This is a genomic window from Croceicoccus bisphenolivorans, assembly GCF_001634625.1.
Taxonomy (GTDB): Bacteria; Pseudomonadota; Alphaproteobacteria; order Sphingomonadales; family Sphingomonadaceae; genus Croceicoccus; species Croceicoccus bisphenolivorans.
Map to the genome: position 1 here is coordinate 14,503 of NZ_LRSE01000010.1, position 13,914 is coordinate 28,416.

Here is a 13,914-nt window from a genome sequence, read left to right on the forward strand (position 1 = left end):
CCCGTAGTGAACCGGGGTCGTTCCCGAAATTCACGGGAACGCGCGGTGCGGCAGACGGATCGCGCGTTCGCGAAACGGTGCACCGCGGCAAGGCGGGGGAACACAGCCCCCGCCGGGCCGGATCACTTGATCTTGGCTTCCTTGAACTCGACATGCTTGCGCACGACGGGATCGTACTTGCGCTGCACCATCTTCTCGGTCGTGTTGCGCGGGTTCTTCTTCGTAACGTAGAAGAAGCCGGTGTCGGCGGTGGAGACCAGCCGGATCTTGACGGTTGCGGGCTTCGCCATGGCGTATTCCTGATAATTCCTGTGGCCGCGCGGCCGGCAATGCCAGCCTCGCGAACGGTCAAACTCGCGAAATTCTAAAAATTGCGCGGGGGAATCGCTTACGCACCCCCTCGCAGAGCGGAGCGCCTTTGCGCGAAGGCCGCTGCAAAGTCAAGCATTGCAGGGCCATGACGCGCGCAGGCGATACGAAAACGGCGCCGGTAATCCGGCGCCGCTGACGTTCTTTGCCGAAAGGCGAAGATTATTGCGGAGTAGCGTCCATGTCGTCGGCCGCTTCTTCCATCGCGTCCTTGGTCTCTTCGCCCTGTTCTTCGATGGCGTCGGCCTGCTCGTCGGTGATCTGGCCAGCGTCTTCCATCGCGTCGGCGGTCGCTTTGGCTGCTTCGTCGATTGCTTCGGCCTGGTCTTCCATCTGGTTTTCGGCGGCGCTGTCACAAGCGGCAAGGCCAAGACCCATGGCGGCGGCAGCCGCAACTGCGATAATCTTCTTCATCTTGTATTCCCCTTCAAGTGGAAGGGGCGACAGGCTTGCTGCCGCCCCTTGGGTTTCCGTCAGAACCGCTCGCGATTAGCGAACCGAACCGCGACGAAACAGGTTAACGATCGCCAGGAGCACAACCGCGCCCAGGAACGAGAACAGCAGGGCCGAGAGGCTGAAGCCGTTCATGATCGTGTTGCCGCCGACAACCAGACCGGCGAGCAAGGCGCCGACGATGCCGACGACGACGTTCAGCAGGATACCCTGCTGCGCATCGGTGCGCATGACGATGCTGGCGAGCCAGCCGATGATGCCACCGACGATGATAAGAATGATAATGCCCATCGTACGTTTCCTCGAATTGGTGTTTGGTAAGGAAACGTAAACGGTGCGGAAATGGTTCCGGCCAATATGGAAAAGTCGCTGCGAGGGGCTGGCAGGGTTACTGCCAAAACCTTCGAAGCGACCGGAAATCAGCCGTTTGCGGCCATGCCCAGCCAGATCAGCGCGGCGATGCCGGCAACGATGCGATACCATGCAAAGGGCGAGAATCCGGCCTTGCTGACATAGGCGACGAAGGCACGGATCACGATCAGCGCGACGATGAACGCGGTAACGAAGCCGATAGCGATCTCGCCCCAGCCCACTGTCATCGAACCGGCGGCCAGATGGTCTCGGTATTGCCAGATCTCCAGCGTCGAGGCGCCCAGCATCGTCGGAATGGCGAGGAAGAAGCTGAATTCAGCCGCCGTGCGCCGCTCGATCCCCATGGCAAGCGCGCCCATGATCGTCGCGCCCGAACGGCTGACGCCGGGGATCATGGCAAGGCACTGGATGAAGCCGACGCCCAGCGCCTGTTTCACCGGCAACTGACCGATACCGCTGGGCGGTCCTTCCTTGGCCACTTTCTCGATCACGAGGATCGCGATGCCGCCCGCGATCAGCGCCCATGCCACGATCGTCGGGCTACCCAGCATGATGTCGATATAGTCCTTCAACAAGAGGCCGATAATGGCCGCGGGCATGAAGGCGACGAGCAGGTTGATGACGAAGCGGATCGATTCGGGATGCCGGTGCAACACGCCGATGCCGGCGGCCCAGAACGTGCGCCAGTACTGGAACACGACCGCAAGGATCGCGCCCAGCTGAATCACGACGTTGAAGACCTTCCACTCCTCCGCATCGTAGCCGAACAGGGCCGATGCCAGGATAAGGTGGCCGGTCGACGAGACGGGGATGAATTCGGTCAGGCCCTCGACGATGCCGAGGAGGACTGCGGTCAGGGCGAGATTTTCCATGCGCTGCGGGAGGTCGCCCGACGCACCGGCCCTGTCAAGCCGTATGCGCCGGGTTGTCCGTCAAATATCGCTTCGGCCCTGCCCTACCACATGCGGACGCGGTTTTCGGGCGCGATATACATCGCGTCATCCGGGGCGACGTTGAACGCTTTGTACCACGGGTCGAAATTGGCGAGGATGATGTTGATCCGCGCCTTGTCCGGCGAGTGGGGGTCGGTCTGCAGGATGGTGCGGGTGAAATCGTCCGTCCACTTGCCGCGACTGCTGAGGGCATAGGAGATGAAGAACCGCTGATCGCCGGTCAGCCCGTCGATCTTCGCCGGTTCCTTGCCGTTGAGCGAAATCCTGTATGCCTCGTAGGCGACGGTCAGCCCTGCGAGGTCGGCAATGTTCTCGCCCAGCGTCAGTTCGCCGTTGATGCAGGTCTTGCCGTCGTCGATCGGACAAAAGGCGTTGAATTGCTCGACAAGGTTCGCGGCCGCGGCGTCAAACTTTGCGCGGTCTTCCGGCGCCCACCAATTGCGCATCTGGCCCTTGCCGTCGAACTTCGACCCGTTGTCGTCGAAACCGTGGCTGATTTCGTGCCCGATCGTGACACCGATCGCGCCATAGTTCACTGCATCGTCGGCGGAGAGGCTGAAGTTCGGCGGCTGGAGATAGCCCGCCGGGAAGGTCAGGTGGTTGCGCAGGAAGTTGTAGGTCGCGTTCACGGTCTGGGGCGGATAGCTCCATTCCGCGTCGTCGACCTTCTGGCCTATGTCCTTCAGCGAATCGTTCCAGCCCCACTCCGCAGCGGAGATCGAGTTCGCGAAAGCATCGTCCGGTACGACGACCATGCCTTCGTAAGTTTCCAGTTTGTCGGAATAGCCGATGCGGATCAGCATTTGCGAAAGCTTGGTATGCGCCTCCTCCTTCGTGTGCGCGCTCATCCAGTCGAGCGAGGAGATGCGGTGGTCCATCGCCTTCAGCAGGTTGTCGACCAGTCCGGTCATGCGCGCCTTGCTTTCGGGCGGGAAGTTCTTCTCGATATAGAGCTTGCCGACGGCATCGCCGAGGCGCCCGTCGATCAGTGAAAGGCCGCGCTTGTCGCGGGTGCGCTGGATCTTCTGACCGTTGAGGTACGTGTCGAAGAAGGCGAAGTTCTTGTCGTCAAAGGCCTTGGGCAGGATGCTGGCATAGTCGGACAGGATCTGCGCGGTCAGCCACGCCTTCCAGGTATCGATCGGCGTATCGCGCAGCAGTTCGAAGAACGCCGGCACGCCGCCGCCAAGTTTGGCAAGCTGCTCGTCTGTCAGTTCCAGCTTGTCGATGATTTCGGGTGTAGGAGGCAGCGTCGGGACAAGCATCGTCTCCACCTTTCCTACGCCGAGCTGGTCGAAGTAGGCCTGCAGCGGGAATTTGCCGGCCATCGCGACGAGATCCTTGCGCGCGATGTTGCGGAAGGTGATTTCCGGATTGCGGGACAGGGTGCGATCGTAGTCGGCTTCGGCCAGCTTGCGTTCCAGCTGGAACACTGCTTCGGCGGCCGCTGCCGGATCGGCGTAGCCTGCCTGCGCCAGCAGCCACGTCTGGTATTCCTTCTGTTTGGCCTGCATGTCGCGGTTCTTCTCGTTATCGACGAGATAGTTGTCGCGGTCGGGCAGGGTATAGCCGCCGTGGCCGAAATAGGCGGTGTAGACGGTGGTGTCAGCCGGATCGGGGATGACGCCGATGCCCATAGGTTCGGGCATGCCCATCGTGGTGAAGACCTTCACCAGATCCGCGTTGCTTTCCATTTTCGCGATCTGCGCGAACCATGGCTGGACGGGGGCAAGGCCCTTGGCCTCTATCGCGTCGGTGTCGAGGAAGGCCTTGTAACTGTCGCCCACCATCTGCGCGAAGCTGCCGGCCGGGGCATGGGCATCCGCACTTTGTTCGACGATCTTGCGCACTTCGTCCTGCGCTTTCAACCGCATGTCGCGCACCACGCCATAGGATGTGTACTGCGGCGGGATTTCGGTTGCCGCGTCCCATTTGCCGTTGACGTAGTCGGCAAAGTCGTCGCCCGGATCCATCGCGGGATCAAGATCGGCGGGATCGATCACCTTGTCGGGCCAGGTCATGAAATCCGGCTCGATCACCACCTGTTCGGTGTCGGCGTCCGTCGTTTCCTCGGCGCCGGCAGGAATTGCGCAGGCAAGGGCGAGTGCCGAGCAACCGGCGGCTAGTACGATACGCATCATATCAGTGTGTCAGTCCGCTTTCTTGACTTGTCCCGATTGCAGAATAGCCGCGCGCACCAGCCGGCGCGACGCCGCTTGTCGGTTTCCATTGATACTTTATCGATGAACCGCGCCTGTCCGGCGGTCAACTGGTTCCGCTCAGCCGTTGCCGACCAGTTCGGGCGGCACGTCCTGGAACTGCAGCCGGGCGAGGCGGGCATAAAGGCCGCCCTGTGCCGAAAGCGTCTCGTGATCGCCTTGTTCGACGATACGGCCTGCGTCCATCACGACGATGCGATCCGCCGCGCGCACCGTGGCGAGTCTATGGGCGATGACCAGTGTGGTGCGCCCTTCCATCAGGTGGTCCAGCGCCGACTGTACCAGCCGCTCGCTTTCGGCATCGAGCGCGCTCGTCGCCTCGTCCAGCAGCAGGATCGGGGCATCGCGCAGCAGGGCGCGGGCAATGGCAAGCCGCTGGCGCTGCCCGCCCGAAAGGCGCGCGCCGCTTTCCCCGATGAAGGTGTCGAGCCCGTCGGGAAGGTCGCGCAGGAATTCCTCCGCATTGGCGGCTCGTGCTGCCGCCCAGACGTCGTCGTCGCTGGCATCCGGCCTGCCGTAGAGCAGGTTGTAGCGCGCACTGGCGGCAAAAAGCACCGATTCCTGCGGCACGAAGGCGATGCGCTGGCGAACCTCGGCAGGGTCGGCACGGGTCAGGTCTACCCCGTCGATACGCACACTGCCGACTTGCGGGTCGTAGAACCGGGCGACGAGCTGGAACAATGTCGACTTGCCCGCGCCCGAGGGGCCGACGATCGCGACCGTCTCCCCCGGCTCGACCGCCAGTGTAAAGTCGGTCAGCGCGGGCTTGTCGGGGCGGGCGGGATAACGAAACGTCACCTGCTGGAACGCGATGCTGCCGCGCGGCGGCAGGGGCAGGGCTTGCGGCTTTTCGGGCGCGGTGATGGCGGAACGGGTGGCAAGCAGTTCCTGCAATCGCTGCGAGGCACCGGCGGCGCGCAACAGGTTGCCGTAGACTTCGGTCAGCGAGCCGAAGGCGCCGGAAACGAGGCCAACGGTGATGACGAAGGCCGCGATGGTGCCGCCGGTGATATTGCCTTGCGCGACTTCTATCGCACCTTTCCACAAGAGCAGGACGATCGCCCCGAACACCAGCAGAATCACCACACCGGTCAGCCACGCGCGGGTGCGGATGCGGTCCCTTGCCGTTTCGAGCCCGCGCCGGACCGCCTCGCGAAAGCGGGTGTGTTCGCGCGCTTCCTGGTTGAAGGCCTGCACGACCTGCATCGCGCCCAACACCTCGTTCGTCATCGCGCCTACGTCGGCCAGCCGGTCCTGGCTGGAACGGGACAGCGTGCGAACCCGGCGCCCGAACATCGCGATGGGCAGGACGATGAGCGGAATCGCCAGCACGAGATAGGCGCTGAGCGCAGGTGCGAGATAGAACATGAAGCCAACGCCGCCGATCGCGGTCAGCAGGTTGCGTAAGGCGATGGACACTGTGCTGGACACGACTTGTTCGATGATCGCCGTGTCCGATGTCATGCGTGATGCGATCTCTGCGGGCGAGTTTTCGTCGAAGAACGCCGGCGGCAGGGTGAGGAGGTGGGCGTTCACCCGGTTGCGCAAGTCGGCAACGACCCGCTCGCCCAGCCATGACACGAAGAAGAACCGGAAGCCTGTCGAGACGCCCAGCACGATCACGATCAGCAAAAGGTACTGGAACCAGCGCGAAATATCGCCGCCGCTGCCGGCAAAGCCCCGGTCGATGATCAGCTTGAAACCCGATGGAATCGCCAAGGTTGCGGCCGACGATGCGGTCAAAGCCACAAGCGTGCCGACGACAAGCCCCGGATACCGCGCTGCGGTAGTGGCAAGCAGGCGCAGCGGCGAGATCCCCTTTGCCTTCGGAGCCTCGTTCCTGTCGCCCATCGCCGATGCCCCGTTCCGTCGTCCGCGTCGCATGAGCGCCCACTAGACGAAAGTGCAGGCGGCGCAAAGCCTGACCCCGGTTAATCCCGGCAATAGCGCAAAATATGCAATTGTTGGCTGAAGTTGCGTGCTTTGCATGTGCGAAATAACCATTGTGCATTGCAACGTGAGCGCAAGGGGCAGATATAGTATGCCAAGAAACTAGGAGAAGTCGCGTGCTTTACCAGATCTACGAGGTTCAGAAGGCGTGGCTTGCGTCGGCCAGCTCCATGGCGTCGATCGGGGCGGAATGGCTGACGAATCCGCGTAATCCCTTGGGTTACACCGGGTTCGGCCCGGCGATCTCCTCTGCAATGGAAGTTTTCTCGCATGCCGCCGCGCCGCGCGGAAAGCCTGCTTTCGGTATCAACATGGTGTCGAACGGGGTCACGCACGAGGTGACGGAGGCGGACGTGCTGCATAAGCCGTTCGGCAACCTCAAGCGGTTCACGCATGCCGGTTTGCCCAAGAATGCGCCCAAGCTGCTGATCGTCGCACCGATGAGCGGGCATTACGCGACTCTGCTTCGCGGCACGGTCGAACGGATGCTGGAAAATGCCGAAGTCTACATCACCGACTGGGCCGACGCGAAGATGGTACCCCTGTCGGAAGGGCATTTCGATCTCGACGATTATATCGACTATGTGATCGAGTTCCTCGAACACATCGGACCCGGCGCGCACGTCATGGCGGTTTGCCAGCCGTCGGTTCCCGCCTTCGCCGCAACCGCGATCATGAACGAGCAGGACCACCCCTGCCGTCCGGCCACGCTGACGATGATGGGCGGGCCGATCGACACGCGCAAGGCGCCGACCGAAGTGAACGATATGGCCACCGGACGCCCGATGGCATGGTTCAAGCAGAACCTGATCCAGACCGTGCCGATGCACTATCCGGGCGCGGGTCGCCGCGTCTATCCCGGCTTTCTCCAGCTGGCCGGGTTCATGAGTATGAACTTGGGCAACCACATGATGAGCCACTACGCGATGTTCAAACATCTCGTCGTCGGTGACGGAGAGAGCGCGGAAGCGACGAAGATCTTCTATGACGAGTATCTTGCCGTTTGCGACATGACGGCGGATTTCTACCTTCAGACCGTGAACGCGGTGTTCAAGGAATACCTGTTGCCGCGCGGCCTTCTGACCCATCGCGGCAAGAAGGTGGACCTTGGCGCGATCACCGACACGGCCATCCTCTGCATCGAAGGCGAGCGCGACGATATCTCGGGCGTTGGCCAGACGAAGGCGGCGATGGACCTGACGCCCAACCTGCCCGACGACATGAAGCTGTACCACCTTGCCGAAAAGGTCGGCCACTACGGTATTTTCAATGGCTCCAAGTGGCGCACGCGGATCGCGCCGATCGCCGAAAAATGGATGGCGGACCATTCGCGCGGGAAGCTTCAGGCTGTCGCCTGAGGGGTGTGCGGGCGGGCTTCATCCCGCCCCGCACCGGGGGATAGCGTTATCGCGGCGTTAACCCTCACCATTTAAGACATCTTTTCGCGTTACCGGCGAAAGATGTGCAATGAACAGGCTTATCGAGATTCTGGCTTCCCTCCTGCGAATCGGGGGCGCGCTTGCCGGAGTCGCCGTGGTCTTCCTGATCTCTGACCAGACACTTGCCGGCGCGATCACGTCTGCCGGTCTGGAAGGCAGGGTCAGCCCGGCCATGGCCCGCATGGGCGCGCATGCCGTTTTCGGTGTTCTTGGCTTCATCGTTGGATCCCAGCTTGCCGCGATATTGACCCGTGGCCCCGCCACGCCTGCCGGTACGCGCAAGGATGCTGCAGAAGCCGTGCCGCGCCTTCGCCGCCATCTGGTGGAGGGGGGGCAGGAGGCGAAAGCTTCGCCCATCCCGCGTTACCTTGATCCCGATCCCGCCCCTACCCAGCCGGTGGCGGTCTCGTTCAAGGAACTCGGCCTCGACCATCCGAGTGCGCATGAGTACCCCGCGCCAGGCGGCGAATCGGTGGAAGTGAGCGACGATTTCGCATTTCGGGAAGAATTCGACCGGCCTGACAGTGCGGGGAGCGCGTCGGACGAATGGGACGATTTTGCCGCACCGAGGCCGGTCGAGGCAGCCCCGCCTGCAGCGGCAGCGCCTGTTCCCGATTCGCGGCAAGAGGAAGTACCCGCAGCCGTACAACCGGCAGCGGAAGCGCTTGCGCCTGAATCCGGAACAGAAAGGCAATCTTCCATGCCCCAGCCCGTTTCGAACGAAGGCCCGGCCCCGTTTGGCGCCTGGCCCGCCGCATCCGATCCTGCACCCGCATCCGCCGTCTGGCCCGAAACGGCGGCTGATGGTGGCGAGGACATCTTTGCCCCGTGGCCCGACGACATGGTCGCAGCTCCTGCCGCTGAAGAGCAGCCCGCGCCGGCGGACGTTCCTCCGGTTGCCGATATCGCGCCGGTCCATCCGGCAAGCACTCCTGCCATGCAGGCGGCAGAGGAACCGGTGCAGTGGTCCCCTTCCGCCGCGCCCGCAACGGGGGCAGTGGGCAGCGACGGCTATAGTCGCCCCAGTTTTGCCCGTCCCGGCGCCGATGGCGACGCGGGCTGGTACGACGGTGCCGGCGACGAGGAAGAGGACGCAGAGGACGATGGAGCGGGCTATGGCTCGCTCGCCGACATCGGTTTGGGCAAGAACCATGCTCCACGGGCGGAATCGGGTCAGCGGGGAGAGGCCGGCCTGCCGCCTGCGCCCTACGCCCCGTCGAAGGGCGGGAATCCCGTCCCGCACGGCAAGCCGCAGGATTTCCGCTTGCGCGAAGCTCTTGCCGAATTACAGCGGCTCGACCCGTATAGACCATAAGTGCCTGATTCCTATAGTTAAGACCATCCGGGGTGAATGCAGGCTCGGCATTTTCGACCACTGTGCAGTTGCAAAAAGCCGATTGTATCGCCATTGGGGTCCGATGCGCCATTTCGCTGCGTCTTCGCGGCGAGTGAGTCGCGTTTTATTTCCGGACGCCCGGGCTTCTGCTCGTGTCCGGGCCCCGACAGGATAGGTGACAATGGGTTTTCCGCCGGTTCAAGGCCTCTACGATGCGCGCAACGAACATGACGCCTGTGGTGTGGGTTTTATCGCCCATATCAAGGGTGAGAAATCCAATGCGATTATCAAACAGGGCCTGACCATTCTGGAAAATCTGGACCATCGCGGTGCGGTGGGTGCAGACCCGTTGCTGGGTGACGGCGCCGGTATCCTGATCCAGATGCCCGATGCGATCTTCCGCAAGTGGGCCGACCAGCATGGCAAAACGCTGCCGCAGCAGGGCGATTACGCCGTTGCGATGTGCTTCCTGCCGCAGGAAGACGACGCACGCGAATTCATCGTGCAGCGTTTCGAGACGTTCGTCGCCAAGGAAGGTCAGGAACTGATCGGCTGGCGCGATGTGCCGACCACGCTGGACGGGCTGGGCAAGACAGTCATTGCCCAGATGCCGGTCATCAAGCAGGCGATCATCGGTCGCGGCGGCCCCTGCAAGGACCAGGACGCGTTCGAACGCAAGATCCTTGCCATCCGCAAGCAGGTTCAGAACCCGCTGGCCGACCTTGCCGTGAAGCACGGGTTGCCGGGCCTGACCGAACTTTACCTGCCCAGCTTCTCGACCCGCACGATCGTGTACAAGGGGCTGCTGCTCGCCAACCAGGTCGGCAGTTTCTACAACGATCTTCGCGATCCGGACTGCACGTCGGCGCTGGCGCTGGTTCACCAGCGTTTCAGCACGAACACCTTCCCCAGCTGGAAGCTGGCGCAGCCGTTCCGCCTGATCGCCCACAATGGCGAGATCAACACCGTTCGCGGCAACGTGAACTGGATGAACGCCCGCCGTCGCACGATGGAATCGCCGCTGCTGGGTGCCGATCTCGACAAGATGTGGCCGATCATCCCGCACGGGCAGTCGGACACGGCCTGCCTCGACAACGCGCTCGAACTGCTGCTGGCCGGCGGCTATTCGCTCAGCCACGCGATGATGATGCTGATTCCGGAAGCATGGGCCAAGAACCATGACATGGATCCGGCCCGCCGCGCGTTCTACGAATATCACGCCGCGCTGATGGAGCCGTGGGACGGCCCCGCCGCTGTCGCCTTCACCGACGGTCGCCAGATCGCCGCCACGCTGGACCGCAACGGCCTGCGCCCCGCGCGCTATTGCACGACGACCGACGATCTGGTCTGCATGGCATCGGAAAGCGGCGTTCTGCCGTTCGACGACACCTCGATCACGCGCAAGTGGCGCCTGCAGCCGGGCAAGATGCTCGTCATCGACCTGGAACAGGGCCGCATCATCGAAGACGAGGAGGTCAAGACCGAACTCGCCGCGGCGAAGCCCTATGCAGAGTGGTTGAACCATTCGCAGTACAAGCTGGAAGACCTCGATCCACTGGAGCCGCATGCCGAGGACGTTCCCGTCCCCGTCGGCGAGCTGCTCGATCGCCAGCAGGCCTTCGGCTACACGCAGGAAGACATTTCCAAGTTCCTTGAGCCGATGCTGTTCAACGGCGACGATCCGCTCGGATCGATGGGCACCGATACGCCGATCGCCGTGCTGTCGAAGCGTTCGCGCCTGCTCTACGACTATTTCAAGCAGAACTTCGCGCAGGTCACCAACCCGCCGATCGACCCGATCCGCGAGGAACTGGTCATGAGCCTGCTGTCGATGATCGGTCCGCGTCCCAACCTGCTGGGTAAGGAAGCGGGCACGCACAAGCGGCTGGAAATCAGCCAGCCGATCCTGACCAACGCCGATCTCGCCAAGATCCGTTCGGTCGAGGAAGTGCTGGACGGCGCATTCCGCACTGCCACGATCGACATGACCTGGGATGCCGACACCGGCGCCGAGGGGCTTGAACAGGCGATCAAGGAAATGTGCTGGACCGCGACCGAAGCGGTGCTGCAGGACAAGAACATCCTGATCCTGTCCGACCGGGCGCAGAGTCCCGACCGTATCGCCATGCCCGCGCTGCTGGCGACGGCCGCGGTCAACTCGCACCTGATCCGTCAGGGCCTGCGCATGCAGACCGGCCTTGTCGTCGAAACCGGCGAGGCGCGCGAAGTGCATCACTTCTGCGTGCTGGCAGGCTATGGCGCCGAAGCGGTGAACCCGTACCTCGCTTTCGAAACGCTCGAACAGATGCGGGTCGAGAAGCAGGCTCCGCTTGAAGCCTACGAGGTCGAGAAGAACTACATCAAGGCCATCGGCAAGGGCATCCTGAAGGTCATGTCCAAGATGGGCATTTCTACCTACCAGTCCTATTGCGGTGCGCAGATCTTCGATGCGGTCGGCCTGTCGACCAGGTTCATCGACGCCTACTTCACCGGCACGGCGACCACGATCGAGGGCGTCGGCCTTGGCGAAGTGGCCGAGGAAACCGTGCGCCGCCACGAAGCGGCCTATGGCGACGAAGAGATTTACCGCAAGCAGCTCGATGTCGGCGGCATCTACCAGTACCGCCTGCGCGGCGAGGACCATGCCTGGACCCCGGCGACGATCTCGAACCTGCAGCACGCGGTTCGTGGCAATAATTACGAGAACTACGAAGCCTTCGCCAAGGACATCAACGAGCAGTCGGAACGCTTGCTGACTATCCGCGGATTGATGGAGTTGAAGAAGGCCGACGAGCCGCTCGACATCTCCGAAGTGGAATCGGCCGAATCGCTCGTGAAGCGTTTCGCCACCGGCGCAATGAGCTACGGTTCGATAAGCTGGGAAGCGCACACCACTCTGGCCGTTGCTATGAACCGGATCGGCGGCAAGTCGAACACCGGCGAAGGCGGCGAGGACCCAATCCGTTTCAAGCCGCTCGACAATGGCGACACGATGCGTTCGGCGATCAAGCAGGTGGCATCGGGCCGCTTCGGCGTGACGACCGAGTATCTCGTCAATGCCGACGATATCCAGATCAAGATGGCACAGGGCGCAAAGCCCGGTGAGGGCGGCCAGCTGCCCGGCCACAAGGTCGACAAGATCATCGGCAAGACCCGTCACTCGACGCCGGGCGTGGGCCTGATCTCGCCGCCGCCGCACCACGACATCTACTCGATCGAGGATCTGGCGCAGCTGATCCACGACCTGAAGAACGTGAACCCGACTTCACGTGTTTCCGTGAAGCTGGTGTCCGAAGTGGGCGTCGGCACGGTTGCCGCTGGCGTATCGAAGGCGCGCGCCGACCATGTCACGATCTCCGGCTACGAAGGCGGCACGGGCGCGTCCCCGCTGACTTCGCTGACCCATGCGGGATCGCCGTGGGAAATCGGCCTTGCCGAAACGCAGCAGACGCTGCTCCTCAACGATCTGCGCTCGCGCATTTCGGTTCAGGTCGATGGCGGCCTGCGCACTGGCCGCGACGTTGCCATCGGCGCTTTGCTCGGGGCTGACGAGTTCGGCTTTGCCACCGCCCCGCTGATCGCGGCGGGCTGTATCATGATGCGCAAGTGCCACCTCAACACCTGTCCGGTCGGCGTCGCGACGCAGAATCCGGAACTGAGGAAGCGCTTCACCGGCCAGCCGGAGCACGTGATCAACTACTTCTTCTTCGTGGCCGAAGAACTGCGCAAGATCATGGCCGAGATGGGCTTTGCCACTCTCGACGAGATGATCGGGCGCGTCGACCGGATCGACATGAAGAGGGCGGTTTCACACTGGAAGGCGCACGGCATCGATCTGTCGAAGCTGCTGCACCAGGTCGAACTGGAAGAGGGCAAGCAGCTCTTCTGGACCGGCAAGCAGGACCACGGCCTTGAAGCCGCGCTCGACAACGACCTCATCGCTGCCTCCGCCCCCGCGCTGGAGAAGGGCGAGAGCGTCCGCATCGACCGCGAGGTTCGCAACGTGAACCGCACCGTCGGCACCATGCTGTCGGGCGAAGTCGCGAAGAAGTACGGCCATGCCGGTCTTCCCGACAACACGATCCGCGTGAATTTCACCGGCGTTGCGGGCCAGTCCTTCGCGGCATGGCTGGCGCACGGCGTCACGCTCGATCTCGTCGGCGATGCCAACGACTATGTCGGCAAGGGCCTGTCCGGCGGCCGCGTCATCGTCCGTCCACCCGAAGGCGTGAGCCGTGACCCGTCGAACAACATCATCGTCGGCAACACCGTGCTGTACGGCGCGATCGCGGGCGAGGCCTATTTCAACGGCGTCGCGGGTGAGCGTTTCGCGGTTCGCAACTCCGGCGCGATCGCGGTTGTCGAAGGCACCGGTGACCATGGCTGCGAATACATGACCGGCGGTACGGTCTGTGTGCTGGGCAAGACCGGTCGCAACTTCGCGGCCGGCATGAGCGGCGGCATCGCCTACGTCTACGACGAGGACGGTACTTTCGCATCGCACTGCAACCAGTCGATGGTCGATCTGCGTGCGGTTTCCACCGCGCGTGACGAGGATGACGGCACGGGCCGTCCGGTCCAGCGCGGCCGCAACATCGACGATTTCGGCATGGGCGATCCGCTCTACCACGATGCGGAGCGCGTGCGCGTCCTCCTCGAACGGCACCACCTCCACACCGGCAGCGCGAAGGCGCGGGCTCTGCTCGACGATTTCGACAACGCCGTCGGCAAGTTCGTAAAGGTCATGCCGCGCGACTATGAAAACGCGCTCAAGGCCATGGAAGCCGAGCGCCTCGCCGCTCAGAGCGAAGCGGCGGAATAAG

9 protein-coding genes are annotated in these 13,914 nt (G+C 63.0%); 3 read left to right on the top strand and 6 right to left on the bottom strand.

Features of this window, described 5'->3' with window-relative positions:
• Nucleotides 1–122: 122 nt before the first annotated feature.
• The 6 genes from rpmG to A7A77_RS11700 all read right to left on the bottom strand — a co-directional run bounded on the left by rpmG (nt 123) and on the right by A7A77_RS11700 (nt 6,217).
• Complete coding sequence (rpmG, locus tag A7A77_RS11675; protein WP_066558182.1) at nt 123–290, bottom strand: 50S ribosomal protein L33; 168 nt, start codon at nt 288–290, stop codon at nt 123–125.
• A gap of 241 nt (nt 291–531) precedes the next feature.
• Nucleotides 532–783 (bottom strand): hypothetical protein, encoded by a 252-nt coding sequence (locus A7A77_RS11680; RefSeq protein ID WP_066558185.1) that lies wholly within the window; start codon nt 781–783, stop codon nt 532–534.
• 75 nt (nt 784–858) lie between these two features.
• Nucleotides 859–1,113: a GlsB/YeaQ/YmgE family stress response membrane protein gene (locus A7A77_RS11685; RefSeq protein ID WP_066558187.1), complete on the bottom strand. Its 255-nt coding sequence runs from the start codon at nt 1,111–1,113 to the stop codon at nt 859–861.
• A 128-nt stretch (nt 1,114–1,241) separates the two neighbouring features.
• Nucleotides 1,242–2,066, bottom strand: coding sequence for an undecaprenyl-diphosphate phosphatase (locus A7A77_RS11690; protein WP_066558190.1), 825 nt, complete (start codon nt 2,064–2,066; stop codon nt 1,242–1,244).
• Nucleotides 2,067–2,149: 83 nt separating this feature from the next.
• Entirely contained in the window at nt 2,150–4,288 is a 2,139-nt protein-coding gene (locus tag A7A77_RS11695) for a M13 family metallopeptidase (protein WP_066558193.1), read from the bottom strand.
• A gap of 138 nt (nt 4,289–4,426) precedes the next feature.
• Nucleotides 4,427–6,217, bottom strand: a complete 1,791-nt coding sequence (locus A7A77_RS11700; protein WP_066558196.1) for an ABC transporter transmembrane domain-containing protein — start codon at nt 6,215–6,217, stop codon at nt 4,427–4,429.
• 215 nt (nt 6,218–6,432) lie between these two features.
• Here A7A77_RS11700 and A7A77_RS11705 point away from each other — a divergent pair, with 215 nt between their 5' ends.
• The 3 genes from A7A77_RS11705 (at nt 6,433) to gltB (ending at nt 13,913) form a co-directional block, all read left to right on the top strand.
• Nucleotides 6,433–7,674 carry a polyhydroxyalkanoate depolymerase gene (locus A7A77_RS11705; RefSeq protein ID WP_066558199.1) on the top strand — a complete coding sequence of 414 codons (1,242 nt, stop codon included), beginning with the start codon at nt 6,433–6,435 and terminating at the stop codon, nt 7,672–7,674.
• Nucleotides 7,675–7,783: 109 nt separating this feature from the next.
• The gene (locus A7A77_RS11710; protein WP_066558204.1) at nt 7,784–9,070 is read left to right on the top strand and encodes a hypothetical protein; all 1,287 of its coding nucleotides are present in this window, start codon (nt 7,784–7,786) and stop codon (nt 9,068–9,070) included.
• A gap of 202 nt (nt 9,071–9,272) precedes the next feature.
• The gene (gltB, locus tag A7A77_RS11715) at nt 9,273–13,913 is read left to right on the top strand and encodes a glutamate synthase large subunit (protein ID WP_066558209.1); all 4,641 of its coding nucleotides are present in this window, start codon (nt 9,273–9,275) and stop codon (nt 13,911–13,913) included.
• The last annotated feature ends 1 nt before the right edge of the window (nt 13,914 follow it).